The 22,456-nt window shown below is 26.6% G+C and carries 22 protein-coding genes and 1 pseudogene; 20 read left to right on the forward strand and 3 right to left on the reverse strand.

Going from position 1 to position 22,456, the window contains the following annotated elements:
• Window positions 1-8 precede the first annotated feature (8 nt).
• The 4 genes and pseudogenes from dtd to GSH19_RS02175 all read left to right on the forward strand — a co-directional run bounded on the left by dtd (window position 9) and on the right by GSH19_RS02175 (window position 3,295).
• The gene (dtd, locus tag GSH19_RS02160) at window positions 9-446 is read left to right on the forward strand and encodes a D-aminoacyl-tRNA deacylase (RefSeq protein ID WP_237026271.1); all 438 of its coding nucleotides are present in this window, start codon (window positions 9-11) and stop codon (window positions 444-446) included.
• A gap of 9 nt (window positions 447-455) precedes the next feature.
• A complete protein-coding gene (locus tag GSH19_RS02165; RefSeq protein ID WP_237026272.1) occupies window positions 456-1,091 on the forward strand; it encodes an HAD-IA family hydrolase in 636 nt (211 codons plus the stop codon).
• 20 nt (window positions 1,092-1,111) lie between these two features.
• Window positions 1,112-2,917: pseudogene (locus GSH19_RS02170) on the forward strand (DUF262 domain-containing protein).
• A gap of 237 nt (window positions 2,918-3,154) precedes the next feature.
• Window positions 3,155-3,295, forward strand: coding sequence for a hypothetical protein (locus tag GSH19_RS02175; protein WP_237026273.1), 141 nt, complete (start codon window positions 3,155-3,157; stop codon window positions 3,293-3,295).
• A gap of 131 nt (window positions 3,296-3,426) precedes the next feature.
• Here GSH19_RS02175 and GSH19_RS02180 read toward each other — a convergent pair whose 3' ends face one another.
• Entirely contained in the window at window positions 3,427-3,723 is a 297-nt protein-coding gene (locus GSH19_RS02180; protein ID WP_237026274.1) for a transposase, read from the reverse strand.
• Window positions 3,724-3,790: 67 nt separating this feature from the next.
• Window positions 3,791-4,630 (reverse strand): N-acetylmuramoyl-L-alanine amidase, encoded by an 840-nt coding sequence (locus tag GSH19_RS02185; RefSeq protein WP_237026275.1) that lies wholly within the window; start codon window positions 4,628-4,630, stop codon window positions 3,791-3,793.
• A 321-nt stretch (window positions 4,631-4,951) separates the two neighbouring features.
• Between GSH19_RS02185 and aspS the strand changes: the two genes are divergently transcribed.
• From aspS to GSH19_RS02215, 6 genes are all read left to right on the forward strand, one after another.
• On the forward strand, window positions 4,952-6,733 hold the full coding sequence (aspS, locus tag GSH19_RS02190) for an aspartate--tRNA ligase (RefSeq protein ID WP_237026276.1): 1,782 nt from the start codon (window positions 4,952-4,954) through the stop codon (window positions 6,731-6,733).
• 95 nt (window positions 6,734-6,828) lie between these two features.
• Window positions 6,829-7,707: a YitT family protein gene (locus GSH19_RS02195; protein WP_237026277.1), complete on the forward strand. Its 879-nt coding sequence runs from the start codon at window positions 6,829-6,831 to the stop codon at window positions 7,705-7,707.
• A 157-nt stretch (window positions 7,708-7,864) separates the two neighbouring features.
• Window positions 7,865-8,926, forward strand: a complete 1,062-nt coding sequence (locus tag GSH19_RS02200; protein WP_237026278.1) for a CDP-glycerol glycerophosphotransferase family protein — start codon at window positions 7,865-7,867, stop codon at window positions 8,924-8,926.
• A gap of 18 nt (window positions 8,927-8,944) precedes the next feature.
• The gene (locus tag GSH19_RS02205; RefSeq protein ID WP_237026279.1) at window positions 8,945-9,751 is read left to right on the forward strand and encodes an ABC transporter permease; all 807 of its coding nucleotides are present in this window, start codon (window positions 8,945-8,947) and stop codon (window positions 9,749-9,751) included.
• A gap of 22 nt (window positions 9,752-9,773) precedes the next feature.
• A complete protein-coding gene (locus GSH19_RS02210; protein ID WP_237026656.1) occupies window positions 9,774-10,979 on the forward strand; it encodes a CDP-glycerol glycerophosphotransferase family protein in 1,206 nt (401 codons plus the stop codon).
• Complete coding sequence (locus tag GSH19_RS02215) at window positions 10,972-11,892, forward strand: deoxyribonuclease IV (protein ID WP_237026280.1); 921 nt, start codon at window positions 10,972-10,974, stop codon at window positions 11,890-11,892. The genes GSH19_RS02210 and GSH19_RS02215 overlap by 8 nt, the downstream gene beginning before the upstream one ends.
• Window positions 11,893-11,907: 15 nt before the next feature.
• Here GSH19_RS02215 and GSH19_RS02220 read toward each other — a convergent pair whose 3' ends face one another.
• On the reverse strand, window positions 11,908-12,708 hold the full coding sequence (locus GSH19_RS02220; RefSeq protein WP_237026281.1) for a pyruvate, water dikinase regulatory protein: 801 nt from the start codon (window positions 12,706-12,708) through the stop codon (window positions 11,908-11,910).
• 190 nt (window positions 12,709-12,898) lie between these two features.
• On the opposite strand from GSH19_RS02220, the gene rpsU reads away from it, so the two are divergent.
• The 10 genes from rpsU (at window position 12,899) to dnaG (ending at window position 22,444) form a co-directional block, all read left to right on the forward strand.
• On the forward strand, window positions 12,899-13,084 hold the full coding sequence (gene rpsU, locus GSH19_RS02225) for a 30S ribosomal protein S21 (protein WP_237026282.1): 186 nt from the start codon (window positions 12,899-12,901) through the stop codon (window positions 13,082-13,084).
• 74 nt (window positions 13,085-13,158) lie between these two features.
• Window positions 13,159-13,602: a GatB/YqeY domain-containing protein gene (locus GSH19_RS02230; protein WP_237026283.1), complete on the forward strand. Its 444-nt coding sequence runs from the start codon at window positions 13,159-13,161 to the stop codon at window positions 13,600-13,602.
• Between the two features lie 111 nt (window positions 13,603-13,713).
• Window positions 13,714-14,679 carry a PhoH family protein gene (locus GSH19_RS02235; protein WP_237026284.1) on the forward strand — a complete coding sequence of 322 codons (966 nt, stop codon included), beginning with the start codon at window positions 13,714-13,716 and terminating at the stop codon, window positions 14,677-14,679.
• A gap of 14 nt (window positions 14,680-14,693) precedes the next feature.
• Window positions 14,694-15,173, forward strand: a complete 480-nt coding sequence (ybeY, locus tag GSH19_RS02240) for an rRNA maturation RNase YbeY (protein ID WP_237026285.1) — start codon at window positions 14,694-14,696, stop codon at window positions 15,171-15,173.
• Window positions 15,157-15,549, forward strand: a complete 393-nt coding sequence (locus GSH19_RS02245) for a diacylglycerol kinase family protein (protein WP_237026286.1) — start codon at window positions 15,157-15,159, stop codon at window positions 15,547-15,549. Before ybeY ends, GSH19_RS02245 begins: the two co-directional genes overlap by 17 nt.
• The gene (era, locus tag GSH19_RS02250) at window positions 15,549-16,466 is read left to right on the forward strand and encodes a GTPase Era (protein WP_237026287.1); all 918 of its coding nucleotides are present in this window, start codon (window positions 15,549-15,551) and stop codon (window positions 16,464-16,466) included. The genes GSH19_RS02245 and era overlap by 1 nt, the downstream gene beginning before the upstream one ends.
• A 17-nt stretch (window positions 16,467-16,483) precedes the next feature.
• Window positions 16,484-17,266: a DNA repair protein RecO gene (gene recO, locus GSH19_RS02255; RefSeq protein WP_370636129.1), complete on the forward strand. Its 783-nt coding sequence runs from the start codon at window positions 16,484-16,486 to the stop codon at window positions 17,264-17,266.
• 257 nt (window positions 17,267-17,523) lie between these two features.
• Complete coding sequence (glyQ, locus tag GSH19_RS02260; RefSeq protein ID WP_237026289.1) at window positions 17,524-18,450, forward strand: glycine--tRNA ligase subunit alpha; 927 nt, start codon at window positions 17,524-17,526, stop codon at window positions 18,448-18,450.
• Window positions 18,450-20,522 (forward strand): glycine--tRNA ligase subunit beta, encoded by a 2,073-nt coding sequence (gene glyS, locus GSH19_RS02265; RefSeq protein ID WP_237026290.1) that lies wholly within the window; start codon window positions 18,450-18,452, stop codon window positions 20,520-20,522. Before glyQ ends, glyS begins: the two co-directional genes overlap by 1 nt.
• 116 nt (window positions 20,523-20,638) lie before the next feature.
• Window positions 20,639-22,444, forward strand: a complete 1,806-nt coding sequence (dnaG, locus tag GSH19_RS02270) for a DNA primase (RefSeq protein ID WP_237026291.1) — start codon at window positions 20,639-20,641, stop codon at window positions 22,442-22,444.
• The last annotated feature ends 12 nt before the right edge of the window (window positions 22,445-22,456 follow it).

The following is a 22,456-nucleotide window of genomic DNA, read 5'->3' on the forward strand; positions in this document are numbered from 1 at the left end:
GATTAAATATGAAAATTATTTTACAAAGAGTTAATCAAGCAAGTGTTTCTATTGATAATGAAATTAAATCTGAAATAAATAAAGGGTATTTGTTATTTGTTGGAGTTGAAGATGGTGATGGAACTCAACAAATTGATTATTTAACTCATAAGATTAGTAATTTGAGGATTTTTGAAAATGAATTAGGGAAAATGAATTTAAATATCAGTCAAGTTGATGGTGACATATTGTCTATTTCTCAATTTACTTTAATGGCTGATACTAAAAAAGGAAATCGACCAGCTTTTGTAAAAGCAGGAAATCCTAAAGTTGCTAAACAAGTTTATTTAGATTTTAATCAAAAATTAAGAGAAAATAATTTAATTGTTAAAGAAGGAATTTTTGGGGCAGATATGAAAGTTTCTTTAGAAAATAATGGACCTGCAACTTTTATATTAGAAAAGTAAGGAGAAAGTATGGATTTTGATAATATGATTTGGGATTTTGATGGAACATTATTCAATACCTATCCGCAAATGGTTTCTGCATTTGTTAAAGCATTACAAAAAATGAAAATTGATGATGTTGATATTGATCCAGATGAAATTTATGAACAAATGCGAATTCATTCTCTTGGTAGTGCAATTAATCTTTTCGCAGCTAGATTAGGATTGGATGAAAGTAAGTTAAAATATAATTATCAACAATATGAAGTGGATTTGGTTCAATTATCAAAACCATTTGATGATATAGAGGATATTTTAAAACAAACTGTAGATAATGATGGTAAAAATATGTTATTAACTCATCGAAATCATACAGCAATTAATTTATTGGAAAAATTTGAATTAGATAAGTATTTTACTGACTATGTTACAAGTAATGATAATTTTAAAAGAAAACCGGATCCAGAGTCACTTAACTATTTAGTGAAATATAATCAACTTGATCGTTATAAAACCGTTATGGTTGGTGATCGATTATTGGATGTACGTGCAGGAGAAAATGCAAGTACTGAAACTATTTTATTTGATCCTGATTATTTAATCGAAGTAACGGGGAATCCAGATTTAATAATTCATAAATTTGACGAAATAAAAAACAAAAAATAAAAAATATGAGGGACATTATTATGGACTTTACTTATCAAAATGAAAATATAATTAATTTATTAGGGAAAAATTCTAATCAACTTGTAATTCCAAGATATCAAAGAGATTATAGTTGGAGTGAAGATCAAGCAAAAACTTTGTTGTTAGATATTATAAAATCAATTAACTTTGAAGAAAATAAAGAAATGAAAGCTTCTTCTTATTTTTTTGGAACAATTTTATTAAAGGGAGATCTTAATGAAAGGAATTCTTATTTTGAAATAATAGATGGTCAGCAAAGAATAACCACAATATATATATTACTTGTAGCACTAAAAGAAGCTTTATTCAGTATAGATACTGAATAAAGCAAAAATTTTATAAATAGTATTTATGAAAAAAATTTAATGTATACAGATAAAGATTTTAAATTGAAAAAATCATTAAAAATTGAAACATCTAATGATTTTTTCAATAAATATCTGTATGGGGATAGAGAAAAACAAAAAATTTGTAATTCAACTGATAAATCTATTGATGATGTTTTTACTTTTTTTGAAGATGTTTTTAAAAAAGAAAATATTAGTTCTTATTTTAATGAGAACATTGATTACTTTGATATATTACATATAATATATGAACAAATTTCAAATTTTATTATTGGTATATTATCAACAAATAGTGATGAAGATGCTACTTCAATTTTTGAATCACTAAATTCTAAAGGGAAACCATTAGATCAATCTGATTTGATAAAAAATAAAATTTTTTCTGAGTTAATAGAAAAAGAGCCATTGGATAAAGCAAAAAATTGTTGGAATGAAATAAAGAAAAATTTAGAAACAAAAACTGTGAACGATAATAATTTTCCTTTTACAGACTTAGATGATTTTATAAATATATATTGGAAGGAAAATATAGATAATACGTCTACAAATAAAATATATGCTAATTTTAAATCAAAAATTGAAAATAAAGAAATTACTTCTGAAGAATTTTTAGAAGATTTGCGTGTTTATTCAAAAGAATTTGGAATAATATATGGTGATAAAAGTAATTTTCATTTTTCAAAAGAACATTGGTCTGAAATTAAGAATTATATAAATCTATTAGTAGATGACTTGAAAATAAAACAGACTTATCCTATATTATTACAAATAATGCACTGTTATAATCTTAATTTAATAAAAGAAAAAACAATTATAAAAAATTTAAAATACATGGCAAATTTTCACATTATTTATAACGATATATTAAATGGTAAAGGAAATATGCTCCATTATGATAAACATGCTAGGATATTAAGAAAAATATTAATGAACAAAGGATCTGATTTTAATGAAAGTAAGTCACAAATAATTTCAGATAAGTTAAAAGATATGAGAAAAGAGCTTAGTGGATTATTACCAAAAGAAAAAATTGCATTTAACAATGCTTTAGAACAATATTGTAATGATGAAAATTTAAGTTATACAAATAAAATTGATACTAAGAATCAAAAGAAAATAAATAATAAAACTAGAAATATTTTAAATAATTATTCTATTTTAGTAAATAACAATGTTAGTGAAGGAACTAATATTGAACATATTTATTTAGATTCTGCTACTGATGACATAACACATTCAATTGGGAATTTAATAATTTTAAGTATTGAGGATAACTCAAAATTATCTAATAAAAGAATAAGTGAAAAAAAAGCATATTACGAAAAAATTACTAATAATAATGATGTATCAAAATTAGTACATTCTGGCTTTTTTGATGAAAATAATAAAGATATAGAAATAAAAAATAGAAAAAAATATATGTTTGAAGAAATATATAATTCTATAAAAAATGGATAAATAAAAAACACTAATTTAGATGTAGTGTTATAAAAAAGTTAGACAATTTAATTAAGCTATATTTAAGGGCTTATTTCGAAATTAAAACGGAATAAGTCTTTTTTTGTTACCTGAAAGTCTTTCACTGTTAGACCATAATACATAATTTTTCATATCTTCTTTAATTTAGCTAAAGAATCTAAATATCATAGTCGATATTCCATTGTTTTATGTTTTATAATGAAATTCTTGATCTAAATGAATAATAATTTTTTTAGATTCTTTATTTTCTTTTTGGTTGCTATTAACATTATTCTAATTAATTCAAATGTTTCATTATTATCTACTACTAATGAAATTATTTCTTTAGATGTTTGGTTTATAACTATTGAACTATAAGCGCTCTTGTTATTACTTAATTTTATTACATTATATCTTGAATAAATTTTAGTTTTTAATCTCATCATTACGTAACTTAACCCAAATTATTCTGTAACTTTAGGTGTCAAAACTATTTGTATATATTATTTTTATTTTTTATCTATTTGACTTGAATTAATATTAAATTTAATTGCTACCAAGTGAGCACTACTTTCATGAGTTTTATAGTAGTTTACCATATTAAATTTGAAATCTTCTGAATATCTTCTGTGAGTTTTTCTTACTTCTAATCCGTTTGGTTCTTTAGCTTCATAAATATCTATCCAATGAGATAGTGTGGTCTTGGATTTAATATTATATTTTTTAGCTGTTTCCTTTAAGGAAACAGTATTATTTAAATAGTATTTGATTGCTTCAATCTTTTTATCCTTATTAAATTTAGTCATAAAAATGCCCCATAAAAATTAGATTTTTGTTTAACTTTTATGGGGCACTTCATTAATTAGTGATTTTTTATTTATATTCTTTATCTATATAAGTTCTAATACCATTACAAACATCATTAGAAACAGTATTCTGATAACTTAGATTTTTTATTTTAGAAAAATCTTTATCATTATTAATATATCCCATTTCTAATAACACAGAAGGAGTAACCGTATCTCTGATTACAAGATAATTTCCAAAATCCGTACCTCGATTTTTTAAAGGAAGGTTATTTAAATTATTATTGATAGATTTTGCAAGTTTATATGAACGATTAGGATGATAAAAATAAGAAGTAAATCCACTTGCAGAATTTTTTGAGTTTGATGAATCAAAATGAAAACTTACAAAAATTGTAGCTTTATTATCACTAGCAATTTGTGGTCTTCTTTGTAAACTAACAAATTCATCTTTATTTCTTGTTAAAATTACGTTTGCACCTAATCTTTCAAGTTTCTTTTTTGTCTTTTCAGCAAAAATTAAAGTATATTTTTTTTCATAATCATTATTACTCGATAAAGCACCAGAATCAGATCCTCCATGACCTGGATCTAGTACAATTGTTGATTGAGCCAATTTATTGTTTTTTGGAGCAATAATTCTATTTGAAGACCACTTAGGAACCCATCCAATCTTATTTTTATGATAAACCACACGATACCAATGATTTTTACTCCCAATAATTTGTAATCTTGTACCAATATTTACTTTATTTTCAACTTTTGACGATATATCAGGTTTTTGATTAATCAATAGTGAATTACTTTTTACTAAGATATTATTATGCAAAAACATACCAATAATGGTTATTAATACACTAAGAGTAAAAAAGAGACTGATGGTTAATTTATATTTTTTAAATTTCATTTATTAAACCTCTTTTTTTGATAACTTTATAATTATAGCAAAAATAATCCTTATCTCAAACACAGGTTAATTCAACTTGACTTTTTAATTATTATTTATTAGTCTAATTATTGAATAATAAATCATTGATACAGATTAGTATGCTTTTTTTATAGTTAAGAGATCATTTGTTTGCTGGGAAAATGACAATTAAAAAATTCTGAAGACACTGTTGAGGTTTAACGATAATCAAGAAATAAAAAAGGTGGTACCGTGCTTTTTTGCGCCCTTGTCATTAATTTGACTTGGGCTTTTTTATTTCGGGTAAATAAGGAGAATATTATGAAGAGAACTACATATGCTGGATTAGTTGATGAAAGCTATTTAAATCAAAAAGTAACTTTAAAAGGATGGGTTCAAAAAAAACGTGATCTTGGTGGATTAATTTTTATTGATTTAAGAGATAGAGAAGGAATTGTGCAACTTGTTTTTAATGACAAGTTTAGTCGAGCTGCTTTAGAAAAGGCAGAATCAGTTAAAAGTGAATATGTAATTGAAATTGAGGGAGAAGTTTTTAACCGAAGTGAAAAAGAAATCAATCCAGATATGCGTACTGGAAAGATTGAAATTCATGTTGAAAATATAAATATTCTTTCTGAATCTAAAACAGTACCATTTGATATTAAAGATGATACTAATGCTTCTGATGATTTACGTCTTAAATATCGTTATTTGGATTTAAGAAGATCTGAAATGCAAAAGAATATTATGATTAGAAATCGTATTATTCAATCAGTTCATAGTTATTTTGATAATAATGGATTTATTGATATTGAAACACCAAATCTTACTGCTTCAAGTCCTGAAGGAGCAAGAGATTATTTAGTTCCATCAAGAATGTATCCAGGATCATTTTATGCATTACCACAATCACCTCAACAATTTAAGCAATTATTAATGGGTGCTGGTTTTGATCGTTATTATCAAATTGCTCGCTGTTTTAGAGATGAAGATTTACGAGGAGATCGTCAACCTGAATTTACACAAATTGATATGGAAACATCTTTCTTATCAGCTGAAGAAATCCAAGATTTAACTGAAGGATTAATTGCAAAAATTATGAAAGATACTTTAAATATTGATGTGAAAGTTCCTTTTGAAAGAATTACTTGGAATGAATCAATGGAAAGATTTGGAACTGATCAACCTGATACTAGATTTGGAATGGAATTAAAAGATTTATCTGAAATTATGAAAGATTCATCTTTTAAAGTATTCAAATCAGCGATTGATAATGGCGGACAGGTTAAATCAATTACTGTTCCTGGTGGAGCAGAAAAATATTCAAGAAAAAATATTGATAAATATGCAGAATATGTTGAAAGATTTGGTGCAAAGGGATTAGCTTGGTTAAAAGTTACAGAAGAAGGATTTTCTGGACCAATTGCTAAATTCTTTGAAGATGAAGCAATGATTAAAGCTTTATTAGAAAAAACTGAAGCTCAACCTGGAGATTTATTATTGTTTGCAGCTGATCGAAATAAAGTTGTTGCAAGTACATTAAGTTATTTAAGAAATGCGATTGCAAAAGAACTTGATTTAATTCCAAACAATCAATTTAATTATTTATGGATAGTTGATTGGCCATTATTTGATTATGATGAAGGCGATGAAAGATGGGTTGCAGCGCATCATCCATTTACAATGCCTAATGAGGAAGATGTACATTATTTAAATGAAGGTGAAGATGCTCATAAAGCTCATGCACAGAGCTATGATATTATTTTGAATGGACTTGAATTAGGTGGAGGTTCTATTCGTATTCATACTAGAGAAATTCAAGAAAAAATGTTTAAAGCGCTTGGATTTACTCAAGAAAGTGCTGAATCACAATTTGGATATTTCCTAAGAGCATTAGATTATGGTTTCCCACCACATGGAGGATTAGCAATTGGTTTAGATCGATTTGCAAGATTATTATCTAATTCTGATAACATTAGAGATGTAATCGCCTTTCCAAAAAATTCCAAAGCAATTGATCCATTAACTAGTGCTCCAGGTCAAGTTTCAAATGATCAATTAGATGAATTAGGATTAGATATAAAAAACTCTAATAAAGAATAATTAAAAAAGCTCATAAAATTTATGAGCTTTTTTATTTGTTTTTCAATGTTATACTTGTAAGTGACTATATTCAGTTGAAAGGAAATAGATTAATTATGGATGATGTTCAAAAAATCTTAAAAAAACATCAATATTTTGCCAAAGCATCAACTGCTTTTATTTATGCAATCATGGTTTCAGTTGCGATGAATTTCTTTTGGAATCCGGGAAATATTTATTCCTCAGGAATGACAGGTTTTGCACAGTTATTGAACACAATAACTTCAAGATATTTTCCAATTACAATTAGTGCTGCATTCGGATTGTTTTTATTAAACGTTCCAATGTTTATTTTATCTTGGAAAAAGATTGGAAAGCAATTCACTTTTTTCACAGTATTGTCAGTTTTATTGGCAAGTATCATGATTAAGTTTCTTCATCCTGTTACATTAACTAATGATCCATTAATTTGTGCGATTTTTGGAGGAGCTGTTAATGGTTTTGGAACTGGATTAGCTTTAAAAAATGAAATTTCTACTGGTGGACTAGATATTATAGGAATTGTAGTTCGAAGAAAAACGGGTAAGACAATTGGAACAACAAATATGATTTTTAATTCATTTATCATTTTATCAGCTGGTTTTGCTTATGGTTGGCCATATGCTTTTTATTCAGCAATTGGATTAATAGTAAATGCTAAAGTTATTGATATGACATATACAAGACAGCAAAGAATGCAAGTTATGGTTGTAACAGATCGCCCTAAAACAGTAACCGATAGTATTCAAAATCATTTGAGAAGAGGGGTTACAATTATTCATAATGCTGAAGGAGCCTATCAACATGATGAAAAAACTGTTTTATTCACAGTTATTTCAAGATATGAGATGAGTGAATTTGATGATGCTTTGAATGAGTCTGATACTGGTGCATTTGGTATTGTAGTTGATGTCGATCAAATATTTGGTCATTTTTATGAGCATGAACTTAAATAAATTTATACATTATGATAGATAATATAAATATATGTTATAATTGTTCAATGTAATTTATGAAATAATGGTGGTTAATTTGAAAACTATATATATTTTTTTAATAAAAATAATGTCAACGCTTACTTTTTTTAGAAGTAAAAAAAATGCATTTTATATTATGAGCTTTAATAATAATTTGAATTTAATCAAAAAAATTGCTGCTAATTTACCAAAGGGTAAAAAAATATGCGTTTTATATGATCCAGATGTTGAAGTTGCAGCAACTGATTTGTCAGCTTTTGGTATTGAAACAATTCCATTTCAAAATAATATTAAGTTTGCTCTTACTTTGATTCCAAAGTTGTCTACTGCAAAAATAATTTTTTGTGATAACTATTTTGCTTTTTTAGCTGGATTTACAAAATCAAAAAAGACAAAAATAGTTCAAGTTTGGCATGCAAATGGAGCAATTAAAAAATTTGGATGGGATGATCCTACAACAATTAATCGTAGTTATTTAGATAAGAAAAGATTTCAAAAGGTTTATAATCAATTCGATGATTTCGTAGTTGCTTCGAAAGCTATGGGAAATGTTTTTGCAAGTAGTTATCATGTGGACCATGATAAGATGCAATACTTGGGTTATCCTAGATCGGATCGATTATTTAGTAATAAGTGGATTAATTATGCACAAAATCGTGTATATAAGGCTGCACCTGAGTTAAAAAATAAAAGAGTAATACTTTATGCTCCTACATATCGTGATGGACTTGATTTTAATCCGCCAGAAGATTTGGGAAGAGCACTTACTGCAGATAAAGACGCGATGGTAGTGGTTAAATTGCATCCAGTATTAAAAAATCAAGAAAGTAAAATCAAACAATTTTCAGATTCAAATATTTGTTTTTATAATCAATTATCAACAACGGATTTATTATCAGTAACAGATACATTGATTACTGATTATTCATCATTAGCCTTTGATTTCAGCTTATTGCCTAATGCAAAATCAATTTTATTCTTTATGTTTGATTTAGATAAATATAAATCAAAACCAGGAATTCAAAATGATTTTATAGAATGGTTACCTACTAATCCAATTATTAAAACAAGTGATTTGAAAATGGAAATTTTGAATAAAAAAGATAATAATTTTGAAGATTTTAATCATTATTGGAATACATATAATGATGGTAATGCGACAAATCGCTTAATAAAAAAATATATCAAAAATATGTAGTTAAGAGAGGTAAATATTTTGAAAGAAATTGGTGCGTTTTTTAAAGAACAATTTAGTAGTATTGGAATTATTTATCGTGTATCAAGATATGAAGATAAGGCCAGTTATCAAAGTCATTATTTAGGATTAATGTGGGAGTATTTGTATCCGTTAATTCAAATTGGAATTTATTGGTTAGTTTTTGGTGTAGGTTTGAAAGGGAATACAGGTCATTCTGCTAACTATTTACCATGGATGGTAATTGGTATTACTCCATGGTTCTTTATGAATCGAGTAGTTTTAGATGCTTCTAAAAGTATCTATCAAAGAGCAGGTTTGGTTTCTAAAATGAAGTTTCCTGTTAGTGCTTTACCATCAATTAAATTAGTAAGTAATTTAAGTTCATTTTGGACAATGTTAATATTTTCAATTGCCCTTGGATTTTTATATGGAATTAGACCAACAATGTTTTGGATTCAAGGAATATATTATTTTATTGCAATGATAGCCTGGCTTTTAGCATTTGGAATATTTAATTCAACTGTTTCTATTTTAATTCGTGATTATCACGTTTTATTACAATCAGCGATGAGAATGTTATTTTATGTTTCTGGAGTATTATTTAATTTTCAAACTAGTTCATTTCCACCTTACTTAGTTCGAGTTTTAGAATTAAATCCATTCTTTTATATTGTGCAAGGATTTAGAGATTCAATGCTTTCAACAACTTGGTTTTGGCAAAATCCAGGACTTATGCTGGTATTCTGGTTAATGGTATTGTTCTTCTTACTAGTTGGTACTCATTTACATTTCAAATTTAGATCTCACTTTGTAGATTTAATTTAATTAGCTGATATATATGAAAAAAATTAAATCTTTAATAATAAATACAATTAAATTGATTGCACGATATATTTTTATTATCTTTAATTCTTTTTTTACTTTGATGAAACCAAAAAGAAATTTGGTTATTTTTGAGAGTTTTAATGGTAATGATGTAAATGATAACCCTGCCGCAATTTATTATGAATGGATAAAACAAAATCCTGATAAACAAAATTTAGCAATTTTTTCAGTTAAGCCTTCTAAATATAAATATCTAAAAAATAAATATCCTCAGATTGTTTTTTGCAAAAGATTTACATTTAAGTGGACTTATTTAATGGCAAGAGCAAACTTTTGGGTTTTTAATTCAAGAATGCCAAAATGGTGGAAAAAAAATCCAAAGACAACTTATATTCAAACCTGGCATGGAACCCCTTTAAAAAAATTAGGAATAGATATTGAAGATGTTTCTATACCAGGTTCAAATACGATTAAATATCATAATAATTTTAGATTTGAATCAAGTAGATGGAATTATTTGATTGTTCCTAATGAATATTCTGAAAATATTTTTAGAAGTGCTTTTGCTTTTAAAAATACCTTTTTAAAAACTGGTTATCCAAGAAATGATCGATTGGTTTTAGATAATAATAAAACTGAAATAAATAATATAAAAAAAAGTTTAGGAATTAAAACAGAAAATGTAATTATGTATGCTCCGACATGGAGAGATGATGATTTTAAAAAAATTGGTCAATATAATTTTAAATTACATTTTTCCTTTGACGATTTTTTTGAAAATGTATCAGAACAAACAACTTTAATTATTAGACCGCATTATTTAATTAAAGATCATATTGATATTTCAGGATTTGAAGATCGAATTAAAATTTTAGTAGATGAAGATATTAGTCAACTTTATTTAATTTCTGATTTATTAATTACTGATTATTCGTCTGTAATGTTTGATTATGCTAATTTAAAAAGACCAATGTTATTTTTTACTTATGATATTGATCACTATAAAAATGATTTACGCGGATTTTATTTTGATTTTATAAATGATGCTCCTGGTCCAATAGTAAAAACACAAACAGAATTAATGAATAAATTAGTTCAATTTCAAAATGTAGGTAGTTTTATTGAGTATAAAGATAAACAAATTAATTTTTTTAATAAGTTTTGTGAATTGGATCATGGTAATGCAGCTAGTCAGGTTGTTCAAGTAATGGAGGAGAAATATGAATAATAGTGAATTTTTAATTGGATCACATGTTTCTATGAAGGCACCTAATATGTTGTTGGGATCAGCTAAAGAAGCTTTAAGTTATAATGATAAAGTTTTTATGGTATATACTGGAGCTCCGCAAAATACTAAAAGAAAACCAATTGAAGATTTAAAGGTGAATGAAGCTCATGAGTTTATGGAAAAAAATAACTTAGGTGAGATTGTAATTCATGCTCCATATATTATTAATTTGGGTAATACTGAAAAACCTGAAAATTTTAAATTTGCAGTTGAATTTTTGAAACAAGAAATTAAAAGATCAGAAGCATTTGGTGCAAAACAAATCGTTCTTCATCCTGGTTCACATGTTGGTGCAGGAGTAGATGCTGGAATAAACCAAATCATAAAAGGACTTAATGAAGTTATTGATCCTAATCAAAATGTACAGATTGCTCTTGAAACAATGGCTGGAAAAGGTTCTGAACTTGGAACAACGTTTGAACAGTTAAAAAGAATTATTGATGGAGTAAAGTATAATGAAAAGTTATCTGTAACTTTTGATACTTGTCATACTAATGATGCTGGGTATGATGTTAAAAATAATTTTGATAATGTTTTAGATGAATTTGATAGAATTATTGGTTTAGATAAATTAAAAGTTGTACATTTAAATGATTCAAAAAATGAAAAAGGATCACATAAAGATCGTCATGAAGTTATTGGTTTTGGAACAATTGGTTTTGATTCTTTAAACTATATTGCACATCATAGTAAATTAGCTAATGTACCTAAAATTATGGAAACTCCAGCAATTGTAATTGATGAAGATAAAAAGAAAAAAGCTTCACCACATTTATATGAAGTTGAAATGTTAAAAAAACAAGTATTTAATGATAATTTAATTGATGATGTAAAAAGAGATTCAACTATTTAATAGTTGAATCTCTTTTTAATCTGTATTTAAGTTTAAACTTTCAGTAATGACAGTCGCAGTTTCTTCAATTGACTTATTGTGAACATTAATTTTAATACAACTTAATTTTTTGTATAAATCATTAGCATAATTAATTTCCTTTTCAATATATTCGCTACTTGAATAAGGTGTATCTGCACTTAATCCATATGCTAGCATTCTTTCTTTTCTTATTTTTTTAAGATTTGTTACGGTATTAGTTAATCCGATTATTTTATTTTTATCAACTTCCCAAATTTCATCTGGTAGTTGAATACCAGGTCCAATGGGTAAATTAGCTACTTTTATATTTTGATTTGCTAAATAAAGTGATAATGGAGTTTTTGAAGTTCTAGAAATACCTAAAATAACGATATCAGCTTGTAAAAGTCCAGTGGGGTTTTTACCGTCATCATTTGTTACTGCAAATTCGATTGCAGAAATTCGATTGAAGTATTGATTATTTAAGTCATGAACCATTCCCGGAATTATTTCTGGTTTCATATTCATTTTTTGAGATATCAAATAAAGTGGTTTCTGAATACAATCAAATTCATATAATTTATTTTCTTTACAAAAATCATAAACGTATTTGCTGAGTTCAGGATTAACAAGAGTATGAAAAATCATTGCATTTGTCTCTAAGGCTAATTTTAAAATACCTTTTAAAATAGATTTTGTTTGAATAAATGGATATCTTTTATAATCGACTTCAATATTAGTAAATTGTGATGCAGCAGTTTTAGCAATTGTAAAAGCTGTTGCACCACTTGAATCTGAGATGATTAATATATTCATTTTATTATTAATAATATTCACAACCTTTCTAAATAGATTCTATCATATCGATTATTTAAATAAACTTTAATTATCATAGTTATTGTCGTTGACGAGCTGTATTTTGTGAGGTATAATTTTTTATAGACAGTTGTGGTGATTACACAATAATAATTAGTCGTTATTTGAGGACGAAGGGAGGGATTTCAAAATGGCAAAAACAGTCGTTCGCAAAAACGAATCTCTTGATGATGCTCTTCGTCGCTTTAAACGTACAGTTTCAAAAAGCGGTACTTTGCAAGAATTCCGTAAACGTGAATTTTACGAAAAACCAAGTGTTAAACGTAAATTAAAATCTGAAGCAGCAAGAAAACGTAATAATAAAAAGAAACATTAATCATAGTTTCTAAATTAAAGTGCTCATATTAATGGGGCTTTTTTTTTAGAAATATAAAATTTGGGGGATTTACTATGTCATTAAATGAAATTTTAACAAGTGATTTAAAACAAGCAATGAAAGATCACGATAAGGTTAAATTAACAGTTGTAAGAACTCTTAAATCCAATCTCAATAATGAAAAGCTTTCATTAGGTCGCGATTTAACTGAAGATGATGAGATTGCAGTTGTTAACCGAGAAGTTAAGCAACATAAAGATTCTATTAAAGAATTTACTGAAGGCAATCGTGAAGATTTAGTTACTGAAGAACAAACTCAGTTAGATGTTTTGATGAATTATGCACCAAAACAAATGTCTGAATTAGAAATTCAACAAATTATTGATGAAACAATTAATAATTTAGGTGCAAGTTCAATGTCTGACTTTGGAAAAGTTATGGGTGCCTCTATGCCTAAACTTAAAGGTAAAGCAGATGGAGATGTCGTAAAAAGTTTAGTAAAAAAAGCTTTAAATTAAAAGAGTTCATTTGAACTCTTTTTTTTGTGAAAAATTAATATAAATTAACAAAATAATTAGTTTATATGCTAACATCATAGTAAGATTATAATTGAAAAGAGGTATTTTTATTTGCATAATCAGTTTGAATTTGAAAAACAATTAAATTTAAAAAATCAAAACGATCAAATTAGTTTATTTGGTACACAAGATAAATTTTTATCAATTATTGAAGATAGTTTAGATTTAAAGATAACTACTTCTGATGGTTCGATTAAGATTATGGGTGACAATGAAGAAAATGTACAAATAGCTATTGATATTTTAAAAAAAATGATAGAACTTATTCATTCAGGAATTACACTTAACAGTAGTGATTTTGTTAGTGCTTTAAAAATGGCTCGAAAAGGTACATTGGAATATTTTACCGATTTGTATAATCAAGTTTTAATTAAAGATAATAAAGGTAAATCAGTTCGAGTTAAAAATTTCGGTCAAAGACAATACATTAGAGCTATTCAAAATAATAGTATTACTTTTGGAATTGGACCTGCTGGTACTGGTAAAACTTATTTAGCAGTTGTTATGGCAGTTGCAGCTCTAAAAAAAGGACTTGTAGATAAAATTATTTTAACTAGACCTGCTGTAGAAGCTGGAGAAAGTTTAGGATTCTTACCAGGAGATTTAAAGGAAAAAGTTGATCCTTATCTAAGACCTCTATATGATGCATTGCATTCAATTTATGGTGCTGATCATACCGAAAGATTGATTGATCGTGGGGTTATTGAAATTGCACCATTAGCTTATATGAGGGGAAGAACATTAGATTCTGCATTTGTTATTTTAGATGAAGCACAAAATACTACAAATTCACAAATGAAAATGTTTTTAACTAGGCTTGGATTTGAATCAAAAATGATTGTAAATGGTGATATCTCACAAATCGATTTACCTAGTAATGCAAAAAGTGGATTAATTTCTGCAAAAAGTATTTTACGTGATGTAAGTCAAATTGAATTTGTGGAATTTAATTCTGATGATGTTGTTAGAAATCCGGTTGTTTCAAAGATAATAAATGCTTATGAAAATAAAGATTAATGTGAGGTTAAATAATGGATTTAGAAATTTATGATCATACAAAAAACAAAGTAAGTGATGATAATATAGAATTAATTGAATCAATATTAAATTTTTCAGCAAAAAAAATTGATTTAAATGATAATACCGAAATGTCTGTTACACTTGTAAATAATGATGAAATTCAAGATATAAATCGTGAATATCGTAATGTAGATCGCGCTACAGATGTAATTAGTTTTGCGATTGAAGATAATGAGGATGATTTCCCAATTTTAATGACGGAAGAAATGCAAAATGAAATTCCTAAAAATATTGGTGATATTTTTATTTCAGTTGATAAAGTTAAAGAACAAGCTGATTTTTTAAATCATTCGTATGAAAGAGAATTAGCATTTCTTGCCTTACATGGATTTTTACATTTAAATGGTTATGATCATATGGAACCTGAAGATGAAAAAATTATGATGCCAATGCAAAGGGTGATAATGGAAGAGTATGGATTGGAAAGATAAAAGAACTCAAAAAAATAATAACTTTTTTGAATCATTAAAAAATGCTATTTCTGGAATTAGATATTTGATTATAGATGAGAGAAATTTTAGGTTTCATATTTCTGCTTCAATTATCGTTATCGTATTAGCATGGATTTTAAAAATTAGAACTTATCAATTTTTATGGCTAGTTTTGGCAATTTTATTAGTTATTCTAGCTGAACTAATTAATACATTAATTGAAAGAATTATTGATTTAATAGTTGGAAATAAATTTAATTTACTAGCAAAAAAAATAAAAGATATTGCTGCTGGCGGTGTTTTAATAACATCGTTTATTGCGGTTATTATTGGAGTGACTATTTTTACCCCAGTTTTAATTAAGCTACTTACTTAATGGAGGAATTACTTTTGGAAAATAATTTTAAATCAGGATTTGTTGCAATCGTTGGAAGACCTAATGTTGGGAAATCAACATTTCTAAATCGTGTGATTGGGCAAAAAATTGCCATTATGAGTGATAAGGCGCAAACAACCAGAAATAAAATACAAGGTGTATATACTACCGATGATTCACAAATTGTATTTATTGATACTCCGGGAATTCATAAACCTAAAAATAAATTAGATCAATTTATGGATGATTCAGCCATTTCTTCTTTAAAAGAAGTTGATGCAGTGTTATTTATGGTTAGTGCAAGTGAAACAAGAGGTGCTGGTGATAACTATATAATTAATCAATTAAAAGAAGTTAAACAGCCAATCTATTTAATTATTAATAAAATAGATGAAATTAATCCAAATGATTTATTACCAATTATGGAAACTTATAAAAAAGCATTAAATTGGAAAGATGTATTTCCAATTTCAGCTTTGAATGGAAACAACGTTAATGATTTATTAGAAGCTATTAGTAATGATTTACCTGAAGGTCCACAATATTATCCAGAAGATCAAATAACTGATCATCCAGAAAGATTTGTGATAGCTGAGTTGATTAGAGAGAAAGTTTTACAATTAACTAGACAAGAAATTCCTCATTCAGTTGCAATTGATATTGGAAGCATAAAAACTGACGACAATGGATTAGTTAACATTGAAGCCAATATTATTGTTGAAAGAAAAGGACAAAGAGGAATTATTGTTGGTAAGGGTGGAGAAGTTTTAAAGAGAATTGGAACTTTAGCTAGAAAAGATATTGAAAATCTTCTAGGTAGTCGTGTTTACCTATCTTTATGGGTTAAAATTAGTCCTGGATGGCGTGATAAAGATGTTGCTTTAAATCGACTAGGATATAAAAAAGATAATTATTAATTAGGCGATGATTAAGAGTGAGCATGTATAATACTTCATTTCATGGAATTTTAATGTATCGAAAAGATTATAAAGATAACGATATGTTAGTTAAATTTTTTACAGCTGAATATGGTAAAAAAATGTTTTTTGTTAGAGGTGCTAAAAAGAAAAATTTTAAAATGACAAGTGATATATTGCCATTTACTTATGGTGAATATACTGGAAATATCAATGATGATGGTCTTTCATATATTTTAAATGCAAGTGATACCAATCATTTTAAAAATATTACTAATGATATTTTTTATAATGCTTATGTAACCTATATTATTAGCTTAATTGATGCAGCTTTTCCTGATTCACTTAAACAAGTAAAGTGGTTTAATAACTTATTCTATGCGCAACAACATATTGATAATGGATTAGATCCAGAAATTATAACTAATTTAATTGAGTTACAATTATTACCTGAATTTGGAGTTGCACAAAATTTTAAAGATTGTGTTATTTGTGGAAGAAATGATTTGAAGTTAGATTATTCAGAATCTTATGGCGGATTACTTTGTCAAAATCATTTTGAATTGGATAAGTATCGAATTTCATTAGATAATGATTCATTATTTTATTTAAAATCATTATCTGAAACTAAAATTATAGATATTAAAAAAATAGATGTAGAAAAAAATACAAAAAAAGTTCTTAGACAAGTAATCGATAAAATTTATGATAATTCAGTTGGAATAAATCTTAAGAGTAAAAAATTTATTGATCAAATGGATCAATGGAGTTTAAAGTTGAAAATGAATCGAAGAGATTGACATTTTTGAATTTGAATCATAGAATTATTTTACAAGGATTAAAAAGATAAAAGAATGTTATGTGATTATAAATTAAAGCGAAGTCATGTTAGTGAAAGATGACTATTTGTTTACATAATTGGCACTTTTTGAATTAGTTAAAAAATTAAGTTGCTGACTAAGTCAGAAGTAGGGTGGAACCGCGGTTAATCGTCCCTATGTATTAATTATTTTTATTAATGCATAGGGACTTTTTTGTTTTTTGAGGAGGAAGAATAATGACACAAAGTTTATCTGTTCAAGATATTATTAAAAAATTAGAAACATATTGGGGAAATCAAGGATGTATGATTATGCAATCATATGATACTGAAAAAGGGGCAGGTACAATGAGTCCTTTTACTTTTTTAAGAGCGGTTGGTCCAGAGCCTTGGAATGTTGCATATGTTGAACCATCAAGAAGACCTGCTGATGGACGTTATGGAGAAAACCCTAATCGTTTATACCAACATCATCAATTTCAAGTATTAATGAAGCCATCTCCTGATAATATTCAAGAATTATATATTGATTCTTTAAAAGAGTTAGGAATTAATCCTTTAGAACATGATATTAGATTTGTTGAAGATAACTGGGAAAATCCTTCAATGGGTTGTGCTGGTGTTGGTTGGGAAGTATGGCTTGATGGAATGGAGATTACTCAATTTACTTATTTCCAAACAGTTGGTGGATTAACAATGAACCCAGTTGCAGTTGAAATTACTTATGGTGTAGAAAGATTGTCATCATATATTCAAGATGTTAATAATGTTTTTGATCTTGATTGGGCTGATGGAGTTAAGTATGGTGATATTTTCAAAGAACCAGAATATGAACATACAAGATATAGTTTTGATGAAAGTGATCAATCATTATTATTAGAAATGTTTGATAAATTTGAAGTTGAAGCAAAAAGATTAATTAAACTTGGCTTAGTTCATCCAGCATATGATTATATTTTAAAGTGTAGTCATACTTTTAATTTACTAGATGCAAGAGGTGCTGTTTCAGTTACCGAAAGAGCAGGTTATTTATCAAGAATTAGAAATATGGCAAAAGATGTTGCAAAAGAATTTGTATCTGAAAGAAAGAAATTAGGATTTCCTTTAGTTAAAGATGAAAAATTAAGAAATGAATTACTTGATGATAGTGAGGAGGCAAAATAATGGAAAATACATTTTTATTAGAAGTCGGATTAGAAGAAATGCCAGCTCATGTTGTTACGCCAAGTATTAAAGAATTGGTAAATAAAATTTCTAAGTATTTAAAAGATGAACGAATTAATTTTAATAATATTAAGCCATTTTCAACACCAAGAAGATTAGCGGTTGAAATCAGTGGATTATCAGATAAGCAAGAAGATATTGATGAAGAAGTTAAAGGACCATCAAAGAAAATTGCTGTTGACGAAAATGGTAATTGGAGTAAAGCTGCAATTGGTTTCTGTAAAGGTCAAGGAGTTAATCCTGATGATATTCAGTTTAAGGAAATTAAAGGGACCGAATATGTTTTTGTAAATAAACATATTACAGGAAAAAGTGTTGAGGAAATTTTAGTTGGTCTAAAGGATGTAATTACATCAATGAAATTTCCAACTATGATGAAATGGGGAAATAACAGTCTTGAGTTTGTAAGACCAATTAAATGGTTAATTGCATTGTTAAATGATAAAATAATTCCTTTTTCCATTCTTGATGTTTCTACTAATAATCTATCAAGAGGACATCGTTTCCTAGGTCAAATGGCAGTAATTAATAATGCAAATGAATATGAAGAAAAATTAAATGATGAATTTGTAATCGTTGATGCAGATCAGAGAAAACAAAAAATCAGAGAACAAATTAATGAAATTTCAGTTGAAAATAATTGGAATATTGAAATTGATGAAGAGTTATTAGAAGAAGTTAATAATTTAGTTGAATGGCCAACTGCTTTTTACGGTAATTTTGATGAAAAATTCTTGAAAATTCCAAAGGTTGTTTTAATTACATCAATGAAAAATCATCAAAGATTCTTTTCAGTTGAAAATAAAAATAATGAAATTCTTCCATACTTTATTTCAGTTAGAAACGGGAATGATCATGCAATTAAAAATGTTGCAAACGGGAATGAAAAAGTTTTAACAGCAAGACTTTCTGATGCTGAATTTTTCTATGAAGAAGATCAAAAGAAAACAATTGATGATTATTTAGAAAAATTAAAATCAGTTAGTTTCCATGATCAAATATCTTCTGAATTTGATAAAATGAAAAGAACAAAAATTATTGCTGATTTAATTGCAAATAAATTATCGTTAGGAAATGATGATTTAGTTAATTTAAATCGTGCAAGTGATATTTATAAATTTGATTTAGTTACAGGGATGGTTGGAGAATTTTCCGAATTACAAGGTGTAATGGGAGAAATTTATGCTTTATTAAACGGAGAGAATGCTGCTGTTGCTAAAGCAATTAAAGAGCATTATTATCCAATTTCTGCAAATGCTGAATTGCCTGATAGTAAAATTGGTGCAATTTTATCTATTGCTGATAAATTAGATAGTGTTATGACATTCTTTGCTGCTGGAATGATTCCAAGTGGATCAAATGATCCATATGCTTTGAGAAGACAAGTAGCTGGAATTGTTAGAATTTTGGATAATCAAAACTGGAATTTAGATTTAAATGAATTAATGAAAGAATCAATTGATGAAGAAATCAGAAATTCAATCTCACCAAAGGTTGATCAAACAAAAGTGATTGTTGATGTAAATGAATTTATTAAAGAAAGAATTAAAAAGCTACTTAAAGATGAAAAAATTCGTTATGATATTAGTGAAGCTGCAGTAAATTCAATGAATTTTGATGTTAATTATAAAATGAAAATTGCTAGAAAATTTAATGAAATTAAAAACGATGATAAATTTAAAGAAACAGTTGAAGCATTGACTCGTGTGGTAAGAATTGCTGATAAAAATAAAGTTGAAAATTTAGAAATTAATTCATCTTTATTTGAAAATGATGCTGAAAATAATCTTTATAATCAATCCAAAACTGTAGATGATTCATTAAATCAATTAGATGCAAATACTTCATTTGATAAAATATCTACTTTAAAAGAATCAATTATTTCATACTTTGATGCAACTATGATTATGGATAATAATGAAGAAGTAAAAAATAATCGTTTAAAACAAATGAATTATTTAGCTAATATTATTAATCGTGTTATTTTTGTTGATAGTATTAATATTAAATAATATGTAGGGTTGCTTTTTACTTATTTTATGATAAAATTTAAATAGGTTTTCTATGCTTAAAAGTCGTATTTCTAAAATGAATACGACTTTTAAATGTTTATAAAGGTGGCGATGTTATGGCTAAAATACCTGAAAATGTTATTGAAGAAGTTCGTTCGCAAACTAATATCACTGATATTATTGATCAATATGTTCAACTTTCAAAATCAGGAAATAATTTATTTGGTCTATGTCCTTTTCATGATGAAAAGACGCCATCTTTTTCTGTAAACGAAGATAAACAAATTTTTCATTGTTTTAGTTGTGGTAGAGGTGGAAATGTTTTTAAATTTTTAATGGATTTAAAAGGATTATCTTTTCCTGAATCGGTTATGGAAGTTGCCGATAATCAAAATATATCTTTACCAGATGATTATCATAGTAATTCAAAACCTAACATTAATTCTGACGATAAAAAATTAATGCAATATCATAAAGATGCAGTTGAATTATACCATCATATTTTGGTTAATACTGATTTAGGAAAGAGTGCACTAAAATATCTTCATGAAAGAAAATTAACCGATGAAATGATTAATAAATTTCAGATTGGATTTGCACCAAGTACTAGATTATTAAAGCCTTTTTTTGAAAATAAGCAACCTGATTTTCAATTATTAAGAAAGTCTGGATTATTTTTAGAAAATAGAGATGGAGATTTAGTTGATCGATTTGTAGATCGAATCATGTTTCCAATTCGAGATTCAAATGGAAATTATATCGCCTTTTCTGGTCGATTAATTGATAAAAATGATGATGCTCCAAAATATTTAAATAGTCCAGAAACAAAGATTTTTAATAAAAGTAATGTTTTATTTAATTTAGATTTAGCAAGACCAGAAATTAGAAATTCCGGTAATGTTATTTTATTTGAAGGATTTATGGATGTTATTTCAGCGTTTCAAGCAGGAGTTACAAATGGAATAGCTTCAATGGGGACTAGTCTAACAAATAATCAAATTAGTATGATTGAACGAATTACAAAGGAAATTTATATTTGCTATGATGGTGATAGTCCTGGTCAAAATGCTACTAATCGAGCATTGGATATTTTTAAACAAGACAGTAATTTAAAAATAGGAGTTATTTCGATTCCTGATGGTAAAGATCCAGATGAATTTAGAAGAGATAATGGAAATGATCAATTTAAAGGCTTAGTAAAAAATAATAAGGAAAGTTTTGTTTCATTTAAGCTTAATTTTTTTGCAAAGCAATTTAACTTAAAAACTGACGAAGGTCAACTCGATTATATTCAAGTAGCACTAAAAGAAATCGCAGATGTACCAGATGCGTTAGAAAGAGATTTTTATTTAAATAAATTATCGCAAGATTTTAATTTTGATAAGTCAATGATGATTGATAAAGTTAATCAAATGCTTCAAAATCATCCTAAACAATATAGTAATTATAAAAAGCCTGAACGTTCAATTGAAATTAGAAAAAATAAGCAAGAAATTTCTCAGGTAGAACGAGCTGAAAGATTATTAATTCATCGATTTATTTATAGTGAAAATGCAAGAATTAGAATTAATAATCAGACTGATTTTTATTTTACAGATGATCGATATCAAAGATTATTTATCTTTTTACAGGAGTATTTTAAAAATAATGATAAATTAAATATGTCTGAGTTAATTGATTTTATACAAGATGACAATTTAATTAATTTATTGGTTGATATAGATAATACTGAATTAGTTGAAGATAGTTTTAATGCAGAAGAAATTGAAGATTGTATTAATTTATTAACTAAGAAGGCGCCAATTGAAAATGATTTAGATAAATTGAATCAAGAATTAAAAGAATCAATAAATACTGGTGATCAAATGAAACAACAAGAACTAGTAATTAAAATTATTGAATTAAGAAAACAAATGCAATAAAATCAGTAGGCA

This window comes from Lactobacillus sp. S2-2 (genome assembly GCF_021698855.1).
In the GTDB taxonomy this organism is placed as follows: Bacteria; Bacillota; Bacilli; order Lactobacillales; family Lactobacillaceae; genus Fructilactobacillus.